This window comes from Arthrobacter sp. Y3224198 (assembly GCF_059090025.1).
The window spans coordinates 73,313-93,569 of sequence record NZ_JBNHFG010000005.1 but is presented as its reverse complement, the minus strand read 5'-3'; the positions used below and the strand labels follow the sequence as shown (position 1 = coordinate 93,569).

Genomic DNA, 20,257 nt, shown 5'->3' with positions numbered 1-20,257 from the left:
ACGCAGCGAAGCGGGTGTGTCCTACCCGGCTGCAGGTGGACAGTGCCCGCCTGTTCCGGACCGGTTCCGGGGCTGTGGAGGAAGGATTCTGCGGTGACGGGGCGCGGGTGACGGGGCGCGGGTGCCTTGGGGTGTCGCGTCGGGGGCTAATGCTGCCCGGAAGGATCCACATGCTGTCCCCAGGACACCTCACGATCCAAGGTTTCAAGGCCCGCCGGGTGCCGGCAGGGAACTGCGGCGGATCCTGAACGGCAGGCCGCTCGCCGTACTCGGGTGCTCCGGCAACTTTCAGTTCATTGTCCAGAGCCTCGATGCAATCAACGGTCCATCGCCGGGCTGCGCGGAGGCAACCATCTCCGAAGGAGACGCGTAGTTCCGCGTTGCTCTCCGGTTCTTCATACGCTTTGGACGAGGTCCAGGAGAGGTAAGAACTGCGCCTGAGGCCCGTGACCATCTGGATTGCGGAGTTGCTCAGCACGCCCCGGTCCGGTTGCCAGATGCGGGTCAGTTCAAGGAACCAGACGGCAGCCTCAGATATGCTCGACGCCGGGATCGAGCAACTCGGTGAGGCTCTTGCTCTCGACGGGCATAGCCTCGAAGTTGGACGCACGGCTTTGCACCTTCCGGGCCGAAGCGGCGTTAGTCGGCGGCGGCGGGTCCGGGAGCCTTAGGCCCTTTCGCCCCGGACCCCTTTCCCCCAGGCCCTTTAGCAGGTGAACCCTTCGCTGCGGACACCGACCCCGCCGCACTGGGCGGCACAGCCCCTGCATCAGATCCATCGCCGCGGCTTTCCTCCCCGGTCACCGCTACGGCCAACACGCCCAGTCCCACATGCGCGGCCAGCACCGCCGGCACCGGACAGATGAGGATTTCGACGTCGGGCGCGGCAGCGCCGATAATGCCGGCAAGCCGTTCGGCCTGGTCGGGATTGCCGAAATGATGGACGGCGGCCCGGACCTTCCCGGTCCGCCCGGCAATGTCCTGCTGCACCAGTTCGGCGAGCCTGGCCAGCGCTTTCGGGGCGGTGCGGACGCGTTCCAAGGGAACCACCCGTCCCTCGCGGATCACCAGGAGGGGTTTCACGGCAAAAAGCGTGCCCAACCAGCCGGCAGCGGCTCCGATGCGCCCGCCCCGCCGGAGCTGGTCCAGGCTGGGGACGTAAAACAGGATGTTCGACTCCGCGCAGACTGCACGGGCACAGGCAGCCACGGTTTCGGGCGGGCAACCGGCACGGGCGCTCTCAGCGGCCGCAGCCACTGCGAATCCCAGCCCCATGGCCGCCGTCGCACTGTCAATGACCTCCACCGGGAGGGCGGCCGACCGGGCGGCCAGGCGGGCCGAATCCACGGTGCCGGACAACTGGCCGGAAAGGTGCACGGACACCACCGAGGTGCACCCGGCGGCAGCCAGCTCGGCGTAGGCTGCCTCGAACCGGCCGGGCGCCGGGCGGGAGGTGCGCACCTCGTGCCCCTGGGCCAGGGCCATGGCCAGCGCCGGAATGAGCTCCTCGGAACCCTCTCCGTAAATCTGGTCCCCGATCATGACCGGCATGGGAACCACGCGGACAAACGGGGTCACCTTCGCGGCATCCGCCCAGCCCGGAGGCAGGGCGGACGCGGAATCGGTGACCACACCCACGGACGGCCCGGGGACGGCGGCAGGGCTGCGCTGCCGTCCCCGGGCCCGCGCTGCGAGGCGTTCCAGCCAGTCCATGGGTGCGGTGACGCCTAGGCCGGAACGATGTTCACAAGCTTGGGCGCCCGGACGATCACGGTGCGGATGCCGCGGCCGTCCAGCGTGCGCTGCACGGCGTCGGAGGCCAGTGCCGCCTCGCGCAGGTCATCCTCGCTGATGTCGGCGGCCACCTCCAGGCGGTCGCGGACCTTGCCCTGCACCTGGACGACGGCGGTGACCGTGTCCTGGACCAGCAGGTCCTTGTCCACGGTCGGCCAGCCGGCGTTGACCACGGAGGCGTCCCGGCCCAGCAGGTTCCACAGGTCCTCGGCCGTGTACGGGGCGAAGAGGCTCAGGATCACGGCAACGGCTTCGGCCGCTTCGCGGACGGCGGGGTCGGCGCCGCCGACGCCGGAGTCGATGGCCTTGCGGGTGGCGTTGACCAGCTCCATGAGCTTGGCGACCACCACGTTGAACTTGTTGTTCTCCAGCAGTTCGGTGGCATCGGCAACCGTCCGGTGGGTCAGCGCGCGCAGCTTCCGGTCACCGCCCGAGTAGTCGATCCCGGGTTCGCTGGTGATGTCCTGGCCCAGGCGCCAGGCGCGGGCCAGGAACTTCGCGGAGCCCGACGGCGAGACGTCGGCCCAGTCAACGTCGTCCTCCGGCGGGGAGGCGAAGACCATGGTCAGGCGCACGGCGTCCACACCGTACTTGTCCAGTTGCTGGCCGAGGTCCACGCCGTTGCCCAGGGACTTGGACATGGCCTTGCCACCGTTGAGCACCTGGCCCTGGTTCAGCAGCGAGCTGAACGGTTCGCTTGCCTCCAGCAGGCCCATGTCGTGGACCACCTTGGTGAAGAAGCGCGCATAGAGCAGGTGCAGGATGGCGTGCTCGACGCCGCCCACGTACTGGCCCACCGGCATCCAGTTCTTGGCGGCCTCGGGATCGAAGGGGCCGTCGGTGAAGTCCGGGGACACGAAGCGCATGAAGTACCAGGACGAATCCACGAAGGTGTCCATGGTGTCGGTGTCACGCTTGGCGGCGCCGCCGCACTTCGGGCAGGCCACGTTGACCCATTCCTCGGCGGAGGCCAGCGGAGAGGTGCCTTTCGGCGCCAGGGCTTCGCCGCGCAGGCCGGTGGGCAGCGTGACGGGCAGCTGGTCATCCGGTACCGGGACCTCGCCGCAGTCATCGCAGTGAATGATGGGAATCGGGGTACCCCAGAAACGCTGCCGGGACAGCAGCCAGTCGCGCAGGCGGAAGTTCACGAACTTCTCGCCGGTGCCCTGCTCCTCGAGCATGGCGATGGCGGCCGGAATGGCTTCGGACTTCGGCAGGCCGTTGAGGTCGCCGGAGTTGATCAGGGTGCCTTCGCCGGTGGTGGCGACGCCGCTGACCGCCGGATCCTCTTCGCCGGTGTCCAGGACCGCCTTGACGGGCAGGTCGAAGGTCTTGGCGAAGTCCAGGTCGCGCTGATCGTGGGCCGGGACGGCCATGATGGCGCCGGTGCCGTAGTCGGCCAGCACGTAGTCGGCGGCCCAGACGGGCAGCTTTTCGCCGTTGAGCGGGTTCACCGCGTAGCGGCCGGTGAAGACTCCGGTCTTGGTGCGTTCAGTGGACTGGCGTTCGATATCCGAGAGTGCCTTGACCTGCTCACGGTAAGCCAGCAGGGCATCCATGTTCCCGTCAGTGGTCAGCTCAACCGCCAGCGGGGCGTCGGCGGCAACCACAAAGAAAGTGGCGCCGGCCAGGGTGTCCGGGCGGGTGGTGAAGACCGTGACCTGCTCTTCGGGCTTGTTGCCCTCGGCGGCGATCACGAAGCGGACGTGGGCGCCTTCGGAACGGCCGATCCAGTTTTTCTGCATGGCCAGCACGCGCTCGGGCCAGTGGCCCTTGAGCTGCTCCATGTCGTCCAGCAGGCGGTCCGCGTAGTCGGTGATCTTGAAGTACCACTGGTTCAGGGACTTCTTCGTGACGGGCGTGCCGCAGCGTTCGCAGGCGCCGTTAACTACCTGCTCGTTGGCCAGCACGGTCTGGTCCTTCGGGCACCAGTTGACCGGGGAGTTCTTCCGGTAGGCCAGGCCGCGCTCGTAGAAGCGGGTGAACAGCCACTGGGTCCAGCGGTAGTACTCGGGATCGGAGGTGTGGATGCGGCGGGACCAGTCAACGCTGATGGCGTAGCGCTTGAAGGACTGGGCCTGCGTCTCGATGTTGGCGTACGTCCAGTCGCTGGGATGCGCATTGTTCTTGATGGCCGCGTTCTCGGCGGGCAGTCCGAAGGAGTCCCAGCCGATCGGGTGCAGCACGTCGTAGCCGAGCTGCCGCCAGTACCGGGCCACGACGTCGCCCATCGCGAAGGCCTCGGCGTGGCCCATGTGCAGGTCGCCGGAGGGGTACGGGAACATGTCCAGCACGTAGCGCCGTTCGCGCGAGCCGTCGTCGGCAGGGGTGAAAACGCCAAGGTCTTCCCAGACCTGCGGCCATTTCTGCTCGATGGCCGCGAAACTGTAGACGGCCTCTTCCTGCTGATCAGTCTGTGACTGCGTGCTCACTATGCTTCGCCTCTGTTCCAAGAAAATGTTGATCCACGCTCCGGCCCGATGCGCCGGAAAAACCGGGTCCTCCCCAGACACACAAAAGCCCCTCGACAAGCAAGGGGCGGCCGCGCACAGACGGTGCGCGGCTAGCTAAGGAGGAGTACTGCGCTCATTTCTCCACTTTACAACAGCACGGAGCCGCTGGAGGCAGTATGTCCGGGTGAGCCGCCGCAGCAGGTTTTCCGGCCGGTTCCGTATCTTTTGGCGATGCCCGTGCGTCTACCGGATAAGGACGTGGCGCAATGCCATTCTTAGGGTTGCACCTGCGGGTGCAGACGAACGGAGCAGACATGAGCGTGAATGCAGCAGAAGAAACCGTCACCGCAGGCGGGCCCGCACCGGATCTGGGTGCACTCCCCGCCCGATTGCGCCAGGTACGCCGGGATTTCCTGGTGGCGCTGGAACCGGTGCGTCCCTCCGTGTACCGCTACTGCCGCAGCCTCACCGGTACCGTGTGGGATGCCGAGGACCTGCTGCAGGAAACCCTCACCAAGGCCTTGGCGGAAGCCTCGCAACGGCATGAACCGATCCGGAACGTCCAGGCCTGGCTCATCCGGATAGCCACGAATACCTGGCTGGATACCCTGCGGCGCAGCAGCCGAACCACCGTGCAGGACTTCACTGACCCGGTGATGGACCTGCCCGATGACGGCGCCGCTGATCCGCTGGCGCCGCTGGCGGTGGAGTCGGCCTTGAAACGCCTTGTGCTTCTCCTGGCGCCCAGGGAACGGGCATGCGTGGTCCTCAAAGACGTGTTCGGCTATTCCCTGGCCGAGATTGCCGCCATCCTTGACTCGAATCCCGGTGCCGTGAAGTCGGCCCTGCACCGCGGGCGCACCGCTCTGCGGGCCGGAGTGGCTGTTGCGGGGGCGGAGGCTGCCGGGCCGGGCAAGGGTACTGCGCATCCACTGCTGCTGCGCCGGCTGGCTGATGCCTTCAACTCCTGTGACATTGATGCCATGGTCCGCCTGTTCCTGGCGGACGGCCGAACCGAGGTAGTGGGCAACGTCAGCGAGACCGGTCACGAGGAAATCCGGACCGGCTCGCTGGACCACACCTTCGGACCGGACGCACCGGAAACCTACCGCGCCACGGTCCACCGGTTCGACGGCGAGGAGGTCATCCTGCTGTGGGAGCGCCCCAAGGACAATCCGGAGGCAGCAGAGGTAGTGGCCGATGTCCTGCGGCTGGATTCTGCCGAGGCTGCCCCGGGCGAGGACGCCCTGATCCGCGAGCTCAAATGGTACTTCTTCTGCCCGGAACTCCTGGCCGAGGTGGCCGGCGGCCTGGGACTGCCGTTCAAGACGAACGGTGTTTCCTACTTCTAGTTTCTAGGCATCGGCAGCGCCCGACGCCGCCGGGCCGGGCATCCGGGATTCCTCCCGGACGCCCGGCGATTCCGGCGCCAGCCGGACACCCGGACTTTCCGGTCAGCCGGACGCCCCGGCGTCGCGCGCCGCCCGGCAGGCCAGGAACGCCTCGCGGCTGGTTCGGGTGGGCGTGAAGCCGAACTCCTCCTTCAGCGCCCGGTTGTCCAGGACCGGCCGGTAGCGCAGGAACCGCACCTGTTCCGGCCCGTGGACGGTGAGCCGGAGCCTGTGCCCCAGCCAGAGTCCGGCGGCCAGGACCGGTGCGGGGACGGTGACTGTCCCCCGCCCGAGCAGCGCGGCTATTTCCCGGACGGTCAGTGCCCCGTCACCTGCCACGTTGAAGATGCCCGTCCGCCCCGTAACGGCTGCCTGCACCATAACGGCGGCGACATCTTCGTCCCAGATGAAAACGAACGGGGAGTCGCTGCCGGCCACGCGCAGGAGCCGCGGCGCATCAAACAGTGCGGTGATCTGGTTCCGCACGCGTTCCCCCAGGATGGTGCCGATGCGGAAGACGGTCTGCTGCAGGGCCGGGTGTTCCGCGCGGACACGGGCCAGCTCCTCCTCCACCAGGCGCTTGTGCCGCGAGTAGGCAAACTCGTCGTTTCCGCGGACCGGGTCGGATTCGCGCAGCCACGGTGAATTGTCCGGATGGTAGCCGTAGGCGGCGCCGGAGGAGGAAATGATCACGTGCTTGACGCCGGTGGCGATGCAGGCTGCAAGCACGTTGCGTGAGCCCTCGACGTCAACGCGGTATTCCTGCTCCCGGGTGGTGTTTTTCCCCGGATTCACGATGGCCGCCAGGTGGACCACGGTATCTATCCGGTGTTCTTCGAGCAGGCGGGCAATGTCCTCGGAACACACATCGGCCAGTGCGTAGTCGACACCGTCCAGCCTGCGTGCCGCGTCCGGTTCGCGGATATCCAGGCTGAGGACGTGGGAAATGTCCGGGTGCCGGGCCAGCCCGGAAACCACCGCGCTGCCCAGGAAACCGTTGCCTCCGGTGACACAGACCCGGGTCATCGCTCCGCTCCGTCCGGTGCCGCGGCAGGCGCCGCAGGGTTTCCGGTCCGGGCGTCCCGCCGCCGCCACCAGGCGGCCAGCAGCAGTCCGGCCAGGATGTCCCAGATGCCCCACCAGGCAGCCACCATGGCCATCCCGCCCAAACCGGCGAAGAAGGTCAGGGTCAGGCCCAGCCCGAGCCCGGTATTGCGGGCACCGACTTCGAACGCAAACGCCCGCCGGCTGGGTTCATCCAGCCGGACCGCTGCCGCTGTCCAGTAACCGACCGCCAGCGCCACGGCGTCGTGCAGCAGGACCACCAGGAAAATGGTGCCCAGGTGCTCACGCAGCGGCCCGAGGTTGCTTGCCGTGCCGGAAACGATGAAGACCAGCAGGGCGGCCAGCCCGATCCGCTGCACCCAGGGCCGGACCCTGCCGGTGATCCCCGGGAAGCGGCGGGCCACCGGCATGCCGACGGCGAAGGGCACACCGATGATCAGCAGGACCTGGACCAGCATTTCCCACCGGTCCAGCGAGAATTCACGCATCAGCGACGCCGTGTCCGGATTGAGCCGGGCCCACAGCGCCACGTTCAGCGGCATTACCGCAATGGCCACCAGGTTCGACACCGCGGTCATGGACGCCGACAGCGCCACATTTCCGTGTGCCCGGTGGGTCAGCACGTTGGAAATGCCGCCGGGCGGACAGCACGCCACCAGGATCATGCCCAGGGCAATCGATGCCGGGACCCGCAGCACCAAGGCCAGGGCCACCGTGACGGCCGGCAGGACGAGGTACTGGGCAGCGATTCCCAGCAGCACCGCCTTGGGGCTGCGCAGCACGGCACGGAAATCCGCCGGCCGCACTTCCAGGGCAATGCCGAGGATGATGACCGCCAGCACCACGTTCAGGATCACCAGCGAACCGGGGGTAAAGCTCAGTACGACGTCGTCAATGGACATTGCCCGCTCCTTCCCGCATCCGTTCGGTTGCCGTGGGCACGGTGGCCGGTGTTGCCAGCTGCTCCAGGTGTGCTGCCAGTTCCGCGCGGTAGGCATCCTTGTTGACGTAATAGCTCATCCGGTCCAGGCCCAGATACCGGTAGCCGCCGGTAACGTCCGGGCTGGGCCCGGTGATCCGCTGCCGGAATGCTGCTGCGGCTGCGGGGTCGTCGCGCTGCGCCGCCAGGTATGCAGCTGCCAGCTCCGCCTGCCGGTACCGGCCTTCCCAGCCGAGTCCGGAAGCTTCGACCATGCCGATGACCAACAGGTTCGCGGCCTGCCGGCTGAAGATGTTCAGGTACAACGACGGCGAGGGTCCCTTCCAGCCCAGCAGGTCCGGGTTTAGGAACGGATAGTCCAGCACGTACCCGGTGGAGAGCAGAATCAGGTCGTACTCGCCGGAACTGCCGTCGCGGAAATGCACGGTGTGTCCGTCCAGGCGGTCAATGTCGGCACGCACCTGCAGGTCGCCGTGCCCCAGATGGTGCAGGACCAGCGAGTTCACCACGGGATGGGATTCGTAGATCCGGTAGTCCGGATCCGGGAACCCGAACCGGTGGGGATTACCCGTGAACATCCGCAGCAGCCGCTTGTCGAGGAACTGCTTCACCGGCCGGGGCAGCGGACGGCCCTGGTTCAAGGTATCGGTGGGCCGGCCGAACACATATTTGGGCACAAAGTAATAGCCCCGGCGGACGCTGAGGTCCACGGACGCCGCGTGATGGACGGCGTCCACCGCTATGTCGCATCCGCTGTTGCCCGCCCCCACTATCAGCACCCGTTTGCCGGCAAGGTCGGTGGCCTTCTTATAGTGCGCGGAGTGCCGGATCTCGCCGGCAAAGGTCCCTTTGAAGGTCGGGATGCTGGGCTTGTGCAGGGTGCCGGAGGCCACCATGACGGCACTGAACCGGCCGCTGCCTGATCCTTCGGCGCCGGTCCAGGAGACATCCCAGCCGTCACCGGACTGCACCGCTGCGGTCACGGTTGCCCCGAAGCGGATGCGCTCCCGCAGGCTGAAACGGTCGGCGTAGGCGCGGAAATAGTCCCGCAGGTGGCGGTGTCCGGGGTAGTCCGGCGCCGATTCCGGCATGGGGAATTCGAGAAACTGGGTGGTGGTTTTCGAGGAGATCAGATGGGCCGACTCGTAGACGGTGCTGGCCGGGTTCCCGATGTCCCAGAGGCCGCCGACGTCGGTGTGCTGTTCAAAACCGACAAAGTCCAGGCCCTGCCGGGCCAGGGCACGCATGGCAGCCAGCCCGCTGGGCCCGGCACCGATGACGGCAACCGGCAGGGCTGTGCTTGGTGAAATGGATTCGGATGACACTTGTACCTGTTTCTGTGACGTGCATCACCATTGATGCTTTCCGAACGGTACCGAAACCGTGCCCGGGCGGCCAAGCAACGCGCCGATTGTGACCGGAACCGGAATCCAACGCAGAAGGCCCCGGCGGTTACCCGCCGGGGCCTTCTGCTCAAGGTGCTTACTCTACGTCGGAGTCGACCCAGTCGAAGGTCTTGGTGACAGCCTTCTTCCAGAGCCGCATCTGCCGCTGGCGCTCGTCGTCGCCCATCTGGGGGCTCCAGCGCTTGCCTTCGTCCCAGTTGCGTCCCAGTTCATCGGTGTCGTTCCAGAAACCGACGGCCAGGCCGGCAGCGTAGGCCGCGCCCAGTGCGGTGGTCTCAATGACCTTGGGGCGGACAACGTCCACGCCGAGGATGTCGGCCTGGAACTGCATCAGCGCGTCGTTGGCAACCATGCCGCCGTCAACCCGGAGCTCGGTCAGCGGCACGCCGGAGTCGGCGTTCACTGCGTCGAGTACCTCGCGGGTCTGGAAGGCGGTGGCCTCCAGTGCGGCGCGGGCAATGTGGTTCTTGTTGACGTAGCGGGTCAGGCCGACAATCGCACCGCGGGCGTCGGAGCGCCAGTACGGGGCGAAGAGTCCGGAGAACGCGGGGACGATGTACACGCCGCCGTTGTCCTCCACATTGCGGGCCAGCTCCTCGATTTCCGGGGCGCTGTTGATCATGCCGAGGTTGTCGCGCAGCCACTGGATCAGCGAGCCGGTAACCGCAATGGAACCTTCCAGTGCGTACACCGGCTTGGCGTCGCCCAGCTGGTACGCCACGGTGGTGATCAGGCCGTTCTCGGAACGGACAATTTCCTCGCCCGTGTTGAAGATCAGGAAGCAGCCCGTGCCGTAGGTGTTCTTCGCGGCGCCCTTGGTGAAGGCGGCCTGGCCGAAGGTTGCGGCCTGCTGGTCACCCAGGATGCCGGCCACCGGGGTTTCGCGCAGCAGCTGCGACCCGGCAACGGTTCCGTACACCTCGGACGAGGAACGGATCTCCGGCATCATCGACTTCGGGACACCGAATTCCTTGAGGATCTCCTCGTCCCAGGTGAGGGTCTCAAGGTTCATGAACAGCGTGCGGGACGCGTTGGTGACATCGGTGATGTGCGCACCGCCGTCGGGCCCGCCGGTCAGGTTCCAGACAATCCAGGAATCCGTGTTGCCGAAGATGAGGTCCCCCGCCTCGGCCCGCTCGCGGGCCCCTTCGACGTTGTCCAGGATCCACTTGATCTTCGTGCCGGAGAAGTACGTTGCCAGCGGCAGGCCCACGGTGTTCTTGAAGCGGTCCAGGCCGCCGTTCTCCGCCAGCTCGTTGACGATCGGCTGGGTCCGCGTGTCCTGCCAGACAATCGCGTTGTACACCGGCTCGCCGGTGTTCCGGTCCCAGACCACGGCGGTCTCACGCTGGTTGGTGATGCCGACGGCGGCAATGTCGTGCCGGGTCAGGTTGGCCTTGGACAGCGCGGTGCCGACCACTTCACGGACGTTGGTCCAGATTTCCTGCGGATCGTGTTCAACCCACCCGGCGTGCGGGAAGATCTGCTCGTGTTCCTTCTGGCCCGTGGAAACGATGTTTCCGTCGTGGTCGAAGACGATCGCCCGGCTGCTGGTGGTGCCCTGGTCGATGGCGATGATGTACCTGGGATTGTCAGGCATTGTTTCTGCTCCTTGCGGTGGGGGTTTTAAGGGGTGGCCGCCCGAGGCGGCCCCGAAGGGTTGTACCGCTTAGAGCGAAAGCTCCGGCAGCGGGATCTGCGCGCCCAGGAAGCCGCCCAGTGCGCCGCCGATCAGCGGGCCGACAACGGGAACCCAGGAGTAGGCCCAGTCGCTGTTGCCCTTGTGCCGGATGGGCAGCAGGGCGTGGACGATGCGCGGGCCAAGGTCACGTGCAGGGTTGATGGCGTAGCCGGTGGGGCCGCCGAGGGAGGCACCGATGCCGAGGACCACCAGGGCAACAGCCAGCGGGCCGAGGCCCGAGGGGGTTCCGGCGAAGGCCACGACGGTGAAGACCAGCACGAAGGTACCGATGATTTCGGTGACGAGGTTCCAGCCGTAGGAACGGATGGCCGGGCCGGTGGAGAACACGCCCAGGATGTTGGCGGCATCCGGTTCCTCGTCGAACTGCTTTTTGTACGCCAGCCAGGCGACGAAGGCACCGATAATGGCACCTACCATCTGGCCCGCGAAGTAGACCATGGTCGAGGCGAAGGACACCTCGACGCCGGGTGCGTACTCATCGGCGCCGCTGACCAGCAGGCCAACGGTAACCGCAGGGTTGATGTGCGCACCGGAAATGGCGGCGGCGTAGACACCGGCGAAAACACCGATTGCCCACCCCCAGTTGACCATCAGGAAGCCGCCGCCGGCTCCCTTCGTCTTGGCCAGGGCAACGTTGGCAACAACGCCGCAGCCAAGAATGATGAGGATGGCGGTACCCGCCATCTCACTGACAAAAACTTCTCCCAGAGTCACCATCGACTCCTCCGATCCTTTGTGGCATTCCGCGGCCCAGACGGGCGGCGGATTCTTTGGTTCTATGCAACCAATCTTTTGCAAGAAGCGCCATTACCTTAGCGGACCGGTTTGGCGCCACGCCAATTCCCGTCCGGTGAAACAAGTAGTCAGGGGCGGATTCGGCAGGCACGTCCGACCCTCGGTAAAGTCGTTTCCATGCAGCCGGCACCTCGAATCGAGCTCAACAACGGCGTCCTGATGGACCAGGCGGGCTTCGGCACGTACAAAATCCCCGACGGCGACGCGGCCCGGCTCTGCCTGGACGCGCTGGAAGCCGGCTACCGGCACCTGGACACCGCAGCCCTGTACGGCAATGAAGCCGGCGTCGGTGCCGCGGTGAGGTCCTTTACGGCGTCAGGCACCTCCACCCGGGAGGATCTGTTCGTGACCTCGAAGGTGTGGAACACGGACCAGGGGTACGACTCCACCCTCCGGGCCTTTGACGCATCCCTGGCCCGGCTGGGCCTGGATTACTTGGATTTGTACCTGATCCACTGGCCCTGCCCCCGGCGCGGGAAGTTCGTCGAGACCTACCGCGCGCTGGAAGAGATCTATGCGTCCGGCCGTGCGCGGGCCATCGGCGTCTCCAACTTCCAGCCCGCACACCTGGAACAGCTCCTGGACGCCACCGGGATCACACCCGCCGTAAACCAGATTGAGCTCCATCCCTGGCTGGCACAGCAGGAACTGCGCCGGCTGCATGACCGGCTGGGTATCCGCACAGTCGCGTGGAGCCCGCTGGGCCGCGGCGCGGTACTGGCCGATCCGGTCATTACCGGGATTGCAGACGAGCTGGGCCGCACCCCCGCCCAGGTGATCCTCCGCTGGCACCTGGACCAGGGCAACGTGGTGATCCCCAAGGCGAGCAGCCCGGAACGGATTGCGGGCAACCTTGACCTTTTCTCCTTTGCACTCACGGAGGCGCAGCGCCTGGCCATCGACGGGCTGGACCGCGGCCAACGCTCCGGTTCGCACCCCGACGAGGTCAACTGATGTCCGCCCCGGCCGTGACGCTGGCGCGCACCGCCGTCGTACGTTCCTTCGACGTGGCGGGAACCGAACAGTTCTGCTGGGACTTCGCGCCGCTTCAGGATGCGGGCCTGCCTCCGGTCTTTATGGTGCACGGCTTCCGCGGGGACCATCACGGGCTGCTGCGGATAGTGGAGGCACTCCCGGGGCACCGCGTACTGGTGCCGGACCTGCCCGGATTCGGCATCGGAACCGCCCTGCCGGGACCCCACGACGTTCCGGCCTATGCATCCTTTGTCCGGGATGCCTTCGACGCCCTGGACCTGGGACCGGATACCGTGCTCCTGGGGCACTCCTTCGGCTCCATCATCGCCGCCCATCTGGCCGCCGGATCACCTCAGCTGATGAGCGAACTGATCCTGGTGAACCCCATCTGCGAACCGGCACTCGAGGGACCCAAGGGCATCACCAGCAAAGCGGCAGAGCTCTACTACCGCGTCAGTGCGGCGCTGCCGGAGAAGGCGGGAATGGCCCTGCTCAGCAGCCCGGTGATTGTCCGCGGGATGAGCGTCATGATGGCCAAAACGCGCAACCGGAGCCTGCGCCGGTGGATCCACGGCCAGCACGATGCCTATTTCAGTGCCTTCGCCAACCGTGCGGTGGTCCTGGACGCGTTCCGGGCCTCCATTTCGGCCACGGTGCGCGACGTCGCCTCCCGGCTGTCCATGCCGGTGCTGCTGATAGCGGCGGAGCAGGACGACATTGGCTCCGTGAAGGGACAGCGGCGCCTGGCCGAACTGATCCCGGATGCCGAACTGCACCTGCTGCCGGAGGTCGGGCACCTGGTGCACTATGAAAAGCCGGCCGAAGCGGCGCAGCTGATTGAGGATTTCCTGTCCCGGAGGCATGCATGAGGATGCGACTGGCCATTGACGCGCGGTTCACCCGCACGGACCACCACGACGGCATCAGCCGCTACGGCGCCAGCCTGATCGAGGCCGTCAGTGCGCATGCCGATGTGCTGATGCTGATCTCCGATGAGCGCCAGCTGGCACTGCTCCCCGACCTGCCCTGGCTGAAGATCAACAGCCCGCTCTCCCCCGCCGAGCTCTTTGTCGCGTTCCGCCTCAACCGGCTGGGCGCGGACGCGGTGTTCAGTCCCATGCAGACCATGGGCAGCTGGGGACGGAAGTACCCGCTGATCCTGACGCTGCACGACCTGATCTACTACCAGAACCCCGCTCCGCCGTCGTTCCTGCCGCTGCCGGTGCGCGCACTGTGGCGGCTGTACCACCTGGCCTACTGGCCGCAGCGGCTGCTGCTGAACCGGGCCGACGTCGTGGCCACCATCAGCGAGACAACGCGGGGACTGATGGCCCGGCACCGGCTGACGCGCCGGCCGGTGCGGATGGTGGCCAACGCTCCCCAGGCGGGTGTGGTGCCGCGGAGTCCGGAGGCCCCGGCGGAACCGTCCCTGCTCTACATGGGCTCGTTTATGCCGTACAAGAACGTGGAGACCGTGATCCGCGGGATGGAACACCTCCCCGGCTTCACCTTGCACCTGCTGAGCCGGATCACTGATGCGCGGCGGGCCGAACTCGAGGCCCTGGTCCCGGCCGGCGCCGCGGTCCGGTTCCACGACGGCGTCAGCGACGAGGAATACGACCGGCTCCTGCGGCAGGCAACGGCCCTGGTGACCCTCTCCAAGGCCGAAGGCTACGGGCTGCCCGTGATCGAAGCGATGGCAGCGGGCACCCCCGTGGTAGCCAGCGACATTCCGATCTTCCGGGAGGTCTCGGGCGGTGCTGCGCTGCTGGTGGACCCGGATTCACCGGCTGGATTCGCCGACGCCGTGCGCACCCTGGCCGAGCCGGACCGCTGGCGCAAGGCGTCCAACGCCGGTGTGCGGCGGGCGGGCGACTACGGGTGGGATGCCTCCGCCGAGCAACTCATGGCGGCGGCCGGGGAGGCTGTCCGCCTGTTCCCCCGCCGCCGCTGATCCTTTGGCAGAGCCGCCGGCCGGTGCCGGTGAGCTCCATACCGGCCGGCTCGCCGGTCAGCCCAGGTTCACCACCATCTTGCCCTTGTTGGCACCCTTCATCAGGTCGATGAAGGCCTGCGGGGCGTTTTCGAGTCCGTCCACGAACGTCTCGTCATAGCTGACCGTGCCTTCCCGCAGCCACTGCGCCATCCGGGCATTGAACTCGTCCGTGTACCGGCTGTAGCTGCCGACAAGGAAGCCGCGCAGGGTGATTTCCTTGCCGATGGCGAGGGCGAGGTTGCGCGGACCGGACGCGGCACCCTTGTCGTTGTACACGGAAATGGCACCGCACATCGCTACCCTGCCGCCCCTGTTCATCACTGAGAGGGCGGCTTCGAGGTGTTCGCCTCCGACGTTGTCAAAGTAGACGTCAATGCCGTCCGCGCCTGCGGCCTTCTTCAGGGAATCCTTCACGGGACCGTCGTGGTAGTTGAAGGCTTCGTCGAACCCGAGGTCCAGCAGCCGCTGGACTTTCTCCGCCGACCCTGCGCTGCCGATGACCTTCTTGGCTCCCATGACCTTGGCAATCTGGCCCACCAGTGAGCCCACGGCACCGGCCGCACCCGAGACGAAGACAACGTCGCCTTCCTGGAATTCAGCCACCTTGGTCAGGCCGGCGTAGGCCGTTTCGCCCGGCATGCCGAGCACACCCAGATACGCACTGGCCGGTGCCAAATCGGTGTCAATGACGCGTGCCCGCTTCCCGTCCAGGACCGCGTAGTCGCGCCAGCCAAGCCAATGGACCACTTTGTCTCCCGGCTTGTGCGCGTCGGAGCGGGATTCCACCACTTCACCGACGGCGCCGCCTTCCAATGCGGCGTCCAGCTTAAAGGGCGGGACGTAGGATTTCACGTCGTTCATGCGGCCGCGCATGTAGGGATCAACGGACATGTGCAGGTTGCGGACCAGGACCTGCCCGTCCTGCAACTCGGGCACGGGCACCTCGGCCAGCCGGAAGTTCTCCTCCGACGGCCAGCCCGCGGGCCGGGACGCCAACTGGATTTCGCGACTGGTTTGGGGGTAGTTGCTCATGGATTGCACCTAACTGTCGGGGTTGTGTGGCAAATCTTTAGTCGGCGGCCTGCCTCAAGGCCGCCGTGACCTTGTCAAGGGTTTCCAGCAGGGCCCGCAGTTCTTCCGGAGCCACGCCGTCGGACGCGGCGAGCCGGTCCGGCAACGCCTTGGCCTGTGGTTCCAGGGCGCGTCCCGCATCCGTCAGGTGGATGCGGACCCGCCGTTCGTCCCGGGCGTCACGGTGCCGCTGCACGAGGCCGGCGGCTTCCAGCCGCTTGAGCAGCGGGGACAGCGTGCCCGAGTCCAGTTCCAGTTCTGCCCCCAGCTCCCGGACGCTGAGTCCGTCCTGCTCCCAGAGCAGGGTCATCACCAGATACTGCGGATAGGTCAGGCCCAGCCTTTCGAGCATGGGCCGGTACAGGGCAGTGGCTGCCTTGGAAGCTGAGTACAGGGAAAAACACACCTGTCGCTGGAGCGAGTCCTTCACGGGTCCCACGCTAGGACACAATCCAGTTGTGCACAACCTATTTCTTGAAAGCGGATACCGCGCCCGGCTGCGCGGCCCCTGCCTTAGGCTGTGTCCCATGCCCAACGAATTACTGATTCCCGATTACCGCCGGACAGCGCGCCGTATCCCCTGGGACCGCCTGCCGGCCGCGGTACGGGACCTGGCTGCCCGCCCGCTGGGCGGAACGGTGACAGTGGTCGAACCGGCCGGTGGAGGATTTACCCCCGGCTTCGCCGCCGTGCTGGGGAACGCTGCCGGTGAACGCATCTTCGCCAAGGCCGCCCCGGCGTCGGACCCGGTGACCTTTCCCTCCTATGTGCGCGAGGCCGAGGTGGCCGCCCTGCTGCCGGCCGGCATGCCGGTACCGGCCCTGCTGGACTCCGGCACGGTGGACGGAGCCAACTGGCAGGTGCTTATCTACGAGGCCGTGCCGGGACGGATGCCCGGACAACCATGGACCGATGCTGACACCGCGGCCGTGGAAGCCGCCTGCGCCAGCTCCGCAGCACTGCTCGCGGGCTTCCCCCGGGCCAAGTGCGGGCCACCGTTGGGGCCGGACATCGCCACCATCCCCTCCCGGTTCCAACCGGTGGCCGACGGCGCAGAGGCGCCCTGGTTCCTGCCCCGCCTCAGCCGGGAGGAGGCCCGGAGGTTCCAGGCCGCCCTGGAACTGTGCCCCGAAGCCCTCGCCGGTGACGCCGTCATCCACGGGGACCTGCGGGCGGACAACATCCTGATCGCTGCGGGGCGGGCGGTTTTCTGCGACTGGAACTTCCTGGGCACGGGTCCGGAATGGATCGACTGGGTGGGCCTGCTGCCCTACATGCGGGCGGACGGCATCGACGCCGACGCCTGGCTGCATCGCTCGCGGCTCACCCGGGACGTCCCGGCTGCCTTCATCGACGCATGGCTGGCCGGCCTGCTGAACTACATGGTCCACTGGGGCAGCCAGCCGGAGGTGGAAAGCAGCCCCCTGCTGCGCAGCCACGGGAGGCACACCGCCCGGCTGATCTACCAGTGGATGGTGAGCCGGCAGACGGACTCCAACCGCCTGCCGGCGGAGTAGGACGCCGCCGGGAAACTCCTTCTTGGCACTCCAGGGCAGAGAGTGCTAATCTTCTTTCCGCAAGTTGAGTGACACCGACTCAACTTTGGAACTGAACATCGATGAGCGCTGATGAAGCGGTTGAATGGAGGATTTGATCTCACATGGCTATGAAATTTGATCCGTTCCAGGAACTCGACCGGATGGCACAGGCCCTGCGCGGGGACGGCTCGCTGCGCGGTATGCCGATGGACCTGTACCGGCAGGGTGACAACTACATCCTGGCTGCCGATCTCCCGGGAATCGATCCGGGATCGATCGACGTCGACGTTGACGGTCAGCTGCTGACCATCCGCGCCCAGCGCACCCTGCACGGCGTCGAGGGCGTCAAGTGGCTGACCCGCGAACGGGAAAGCGGTTCCTTCCTGCGCCAGCTGAACCTGGGCCAGGGAATCGACACCGACCGGATCTCCGCGCAGTACACCAACGGTGTGCTGAGCGTGACCATCCCGGTCAGCGAACGGGCCAAGCCGCGCAAGATCGAGGTCCAGGCGTCTGCGGACTCCGCGGTCATTACCGGCAACGGCTCCGACCGCAGCGAATCCCGCGAAGCGGTCAGCGCCTAAACGCTGCCGGTAGCCATATACCCACGCGAGATACCCGTACAAGGGCCCCGGAAAGATTCCGGGGCCCTCTCCCGTTTCCGCACCCGGCGCGGAGGGTGCCCAAGTTCACGGGACACCGGTTCGAAACTGCCGGGTCCGCGGCGCAATACTGGAAAGTGACCCGCTTGAGCCCACGCGCTTCGGCTGTCCCGGTCCCGCCGAAGCCGCCACCGAGGAAGAGGGATTGATAGTGCGAATTCCCACTGTGAACCGCAGAGGCTGGCTGATCCACGGAGTGCCGCGCGGATTGTTCGGCCGCCTCACCCGCCTGGGAAGCGCCGCCCAGCTGTCGCTGCTGTCTCTGCTGGCCGCCTCAGCCGTCCTGTTCCAGGTGCTCTAGGGCGCTACAGGACGTCGGTTCCGTCCACCCGGACAAACACCGGATCGCCGGTGCGGCGGGCCGAGGCTGCAGCCTTGACGGACCGCAGTGCAGCGGTGATTCCCGGCGCTGACGCGTACGGGAAAAAGAGCAGCGTCCGGAATCTTCCGCCGGCACCGCCCAGTTGGCTGTCGCGGTCGCGGACGGTGCCGCCCTGGCTGCTTCCCGGCGCCGGCGCGGGCAACGGCGCGGGGCCCACGGTCCGGACGCCCTCAGGCAGCTCCAAACGGGTGATGAATGCGTCCAGGCCTTCCTTGGAACCGGTCAGTTCCGCGTACCGCACGGCCGGCGGAAGCCCCAGTTCACGCCGCAGCCCGAGTTCCCGCTCGGCCGCACCGGCCGGATCCCAGCGCAGCAGGTGTCCCACCGTGGTGCCGTCGTCGGCGGTCACCACCACCAGTCCCTTTTCCGTGGCCGGCCGGACCAGCGCCGCGGCCGAGAACCACCGCCGCAGGGTGTCCTCGCCGGCACGCAGGGATTCGCGGGAAAGCATGGCATTGCCGTCCAGGAGGATGGCAGCGGCGTAACCCCCGGGAGCCACGGGCTCTGCGCCGGGGGTGGCCACCACCAACGCCGGGGCGTCCGGAACCGTTGTGCGGATGTGGTCCCCCGCCGAGGAAATCACCGTGGTGGAGGGAAAGGCCCGGCCCAGCTCCTCCGCGGTACGTCCGGCTCCGGCGGCGGATCCCCGCAGGCGGGTTCCCCCGCAATTACTGCAGTGCCACATGGGTTCAGGCCGCCCGCACCACCGGCACGCCGGTATCCCGTTCCGGCTGGCAAGGCCCAGCGGCCCGCTGCAGTGGCGGCACCGGGCCGGCTCCCGGCAGTCCTCACAGGAGAGCGCCGGGGAGAAGCCCGTGCGGGCCACCTGGACCAGGACCGGGCCGCGGGTCAGCCCGTCCTGCGCAGCTTTCCACGCCGTATGCGGTATCCGGGCCCGCGCGGCCAGCGGATCCCGTTCCATGGTGAACGAATCGGCAGTGCTGACCACCCGGGGGGCCGAGGCCCTTACCGTCGGCCGTTCGGCGGCAATCCCGGCGGCCCAACCGCTGGCCACCAGGCGCTGGGCCTCGGTACTGCGCGAAAGCGAGGCCATCAGCAGGGCGGCATTTTCCAGCTCGGCCCGCAGCAGCAGTACGTCGCGGGTGTGCTGGTAGGGCGCCCGCTGCTCGGCGTGCAGGTCATCGGCGTCATCCCAGATAACCGCCAGTCCCAGGTCTGCCACCGGCGCATACGCGGCGGACCGGGTGCCGATGGCGACCCTGATGTCGCCGTGCAGGAGCTGCAGGAAACTGCGATAGCGCGGAGTGGGGCCGTCCTCGGCGGTGAGCCGGACAAAGGCGCCGGCACCGATCCGCGCAGTCAGCGCGTCCTGGACCCGCGCCAGGTCCTTGTTGTCGGGCACCACCACCAGTGCGCCCCTCCCCGAAATCAGGGTGGAGCGCACGGCTTCGGCAATTTCCGCCGGCCAGTCGCGGGGTCCGTACCCGCCCAGGGAAGCCAGGACGGCCCGCGGACTGTGGCCGGCGGCAAGGTGCGTCAGGAAGCGCGGCCCGTGGGGGTACCGCGCGAGCGGGTTTACCCCGGCGCCTTCCGGGCCGTCCGGAGCATCTGCCGGCGCTTCGCCTTGCGGGTTGCCCGGGGTGTCCGCCTCCCCCGGAACCGCTTTCCGGGCTTCGGGGGTGAATTCCTTGTCCACGCGGGCGGCGCGGGGCGGGATGGCCACCCGCAGCACATCGTGCACGGTCCCCGCGTAGCGGGCGGCCACGGCCTCGGCCAGGCGCAGGATCTGCGGAGTAAGCACGGGCTGCGGGGACACGACCTTACCCAGCGGCATCAGCCGCGCGGTGGTGTCGGCTTCCGCCACCCGTTCGGTGATGAATCCGGGCAGTTCCTGCGCTCCGAACCGCACCTTGACCCGCGCGCCGGGCACGGCGTCCGCGTCAAGGTCGTCCGGGACCAGGTAGTCGAACGGCCGGTCCAGATGAGGCAGCGGCGAGTCCAGCAGCACCCGGGCAATGGGCAGGGCCGAGGCCGGACGCGCCTTGCCTACCGCTGTGGCCGGCGGGGTGAAGCCCTGCAGCAGGGACAGCTGCACGGCCTCGCCGGACTGGTCCGCTGCCATGTCC

At 67.4% G+C, this 20,257-nt stretch carries 17 protein-coding genes; 7 read left to right on the top strand and 10 right to left on the bottom strand.

The genetic code is table 11. The features are described 5' to 3' along the window. Positions 1-639: 639 nt before the first annotated feature. Together AC5RUF_RS04495 and leuS are read right to left on the bottom strand one after the other, a co-directional pair. The gene (locus AC5RUF_RS04495; protein WP_494129846.1) at positions 640-1,713 is read right to left on the bottom strand and encodes a DegV family protein; all 1,074 of its coding nucleotides are present in this window, start codon (positions 1,711-1,713) and stop codon (positions 640-642) included. Positions 1,714-1,727: 14 nt separating this feature from the next. Beyond that, positions 1,728-4,253, bottom strand: a complete 2,526-nt coding sequence (gene leuS, locus AC5RUF_RS04490) for a leucine--tRNA ligase (RefSeq protein ID WP_494129883.1) — start codon at positions 4,251-4,253, stop codon at positions 1,728-1,730. Between the two features lie 308 nt (positions 4,254-4,561). Between leuS and AC5RUF_RS04485 the strand changes: the two genes are divergently transcribed. Continuing rightward, positions 4,562-5,599 carry a sigma-70 family RNA polymerase sigma factor gene (locus tag AC5RUF_RS04485; protein ID WP_493997885.1) on the top strand — a complete coding sequence of 346 codons (1,038 nt, stop codon included), beginning with the start codon at positions 4,562-4,564 and terminating at the stop codon, positions 5,597-5,599. A 102-nt stretch (positions 5,600-5,701) separates the two neighbouring features. Here AC5RUF_RS04485 and AC5RUF_RS04480 read toward each other — a convergent pair whose 3' ends face one another. From AC5RUF_RS04480 to AC5RUF_RS04460, 5 genes are all read right to left on the bottom strand, one after another. Then, the gene (locus tag AC5RUF_RS04480) at positions 5,702-6,664 is read right to left on the bottom strand and encodes an SDR family oxidoreductase (protein ID WP_494129845.1); all 963 of its coding nucleotides are present in this window, start codon (positions 6,662-6,664) and stop codon (positions 5,702-5,704) included. Continuing rightward, positions 6,661-7,605 carry a bile acid:sodium symporter family protein gene (locus AC5RUF_RS04475; protein ID WP_494129844.1) on the bottom strand — a complete coding sequence of 315 codons (945 nt, stop codon included), beginning with the start codon at positions 7,603-7,605 and terminating at the stop codon, positions 6,661-6,663. Before AC5RUF_RS04475 ends, AC5RUF_RS04480 begins: the two co-directional genes overlap by 4 nt. Further along, positions 7,595-8,968 carry a flavin-containing monooxygenase gene (locus AC5RUF_RS04470; protein ID WP_494129843.1) on the bottom strand — a complete coding sequence of 458 codons (1,374 nt, stop codon included), beginning with the start codon at positions 8,966-8,968 and terminating at the stop codon, positions 7,595-7,597. The genes AC5RUF_RS04475 and AC5RUF_RS04470 overlap by 11 nt, the downstream gene beginning before the upstream one ends. A 157-nt stretch (positions 8,969-9,125) precedes the next feature. Then, on the bottom strand, positions 9,126-10,649 hold the full coding sequence (glpK, locus tag AC5RUF_RS04465) for a glycerol kinase GlpK (protein ID WP_493997053.1): 1,524 nt from the start codon (positions 10,647-10,649) through the stop codon (positions 9,126-9,128). Between the two features lie 69 nt (positions 10,650-10,718). Next, the gene (locus AC5RUF_RS04460; protein WP_493997054.1) at positions 10,719-11,465 is read right to left on the bottom strand and encodes an MIP/aquaporin family protein; all 747 of its coding nucleotides are present in this window, start codon (positions 11,463-11,465) and stop codon (positions 10,719-10,721) included. Between the two features lie 198 nt (positions 11,466-11,663). Here AC5RUF_RS04460 and AC5RUF_RS04455 point away from each other — a divergent pair, with 198 nt between their 5' ends. From AC5RUF_RS04455 to AC5RUF_RS04445, 3 genes are read left to right on the top strand one after another with little or no spacing between them, the layout of a single operon-like run. Beyond that, positions 11,664-12,500, top strand: a complete 837-nt coding sequence (locus AC5RUF_RS04455) for an aldo/keto reductase (RefSeq protein WP_494129842.1) — start codon at positions 11,664-11,666, stop codon at positions 12,498-12,500. Continuing rightward, positions 12,500-13,390 carry an alpha/beta fold hydrolase gene (locus AC5RUF_RS04450; protein ID WP_494129841.1) on the top strand — a complete coding sequence of 297 codons (891 nt, stop codon included), beginning with the start codon at positions 12,500-12,502 and terminating at the stop codon, positions 13,388-13,390. The genes AC5RUF_RS04455 and AC5RUF_RS04450 overlap by 1 nt, the downstream gene beginning before the upstream one ends. Positions 13,391-13,392: 2 nt before the next feature. Beyond that, entirely contained in the window at positions 13,393-14,475 is a 1,083-nt protein-coding gene (locus tag AC5RUF_RS04445) for a glycosyltransferase family 4 protein (protein ID WP_494129882.1), read from the top strand. Between the two features lie 57 nt (positions 14,476-14,532). Here AC5RUF_RS04445 and AC5RUF_RS04440 read toward each other — a convergent pair whose 3' ends face one another. After that, a complete protein-coding gene (locus AC5RUF_RS04440; RefSeq protein WP_493997909.1) occupies positions 14,533-15,549 on the bottom strand; it encodes an NADP-dependent oxidoreductase in 1,017 nt (338 codons plus the stop codon). A 37-nt stretch (positions 15,550-15,586) separates the two neighbouring features. Further along, positions 15,587-16,018 carry a MarR family winged helix-turn-helix transcriptional regulator gene (locus AC5RUF_RS04435; RefSeq protein WP_494129840.1) on the bottom strand — a complete coding sequence of 144 codons (432 nt, stop codon included), beginning with the start codon at positions 16,016-16,018 and terminating at the stop codon, positions 15,587-15,589. A gap of 97 nt (positions 16,019-16,115) precedes the next feature. Between AC5RUF_RS04435 and AC5RUF_RS04430 the strand changes: the two genes are divergently transcribed. From AC5RUF_RS04430 to AC5RUF_RS04420, 3 genes are all read left to right on the top strand, one after another. Further along, complete coding sequence (locus tag AC5RUF_RS04430) at positions 16,116-17,105, top strand: phosphotransferase (RefSeq protein WP_494129839.1); 990 nt, start codon at positions 16,116-16,118, stop codon at positions 17,103-17,105. 143 nt (positions 17,106-17,248) lie between these two features. Then, the gene (locus tag AC5RUF_RS04425; RefSeq protein WP_493997912.1) at positions 17,249-17,710 is read left to right on the top strand and encodes an Hsp20/alpha crystallin family protein; all 462 of its coding nucleotides are present in this window, start codon (positions 17,249-17,251) and stop codon (positions 17,708-17,710) included. A gap of 229 nt (positions 17,711-17,939) precedes the next feature. Beyond that, complete coding sequence (locus AC5RUF_RS04420) at positions 17,940-18,089, top strand: hypothetical protein (RefSeq protein WP_494129838.1); 150 nt, start codon at positions 17,940-17,942, stop codon at positions 18,087-18,089. Between the two features lie 4 nt (positions 18,090-18,093). Here the strand turns inward: AC5RUF_RS04420 and AC5RUF_RS04415 are convergent, their stop codons facing one another. Continuing rightward, entirely contained in the window at positions 18,094-20,253 is a 2,160-nt protein-coding gene (locus tag AC5RUF_RS04415) for a primosomal protein N' (RefSeq protein ID WP_494129837.1), read from the bottom strand. Positions 20,254-20,257: the final 4 nt, after the last annotated feature.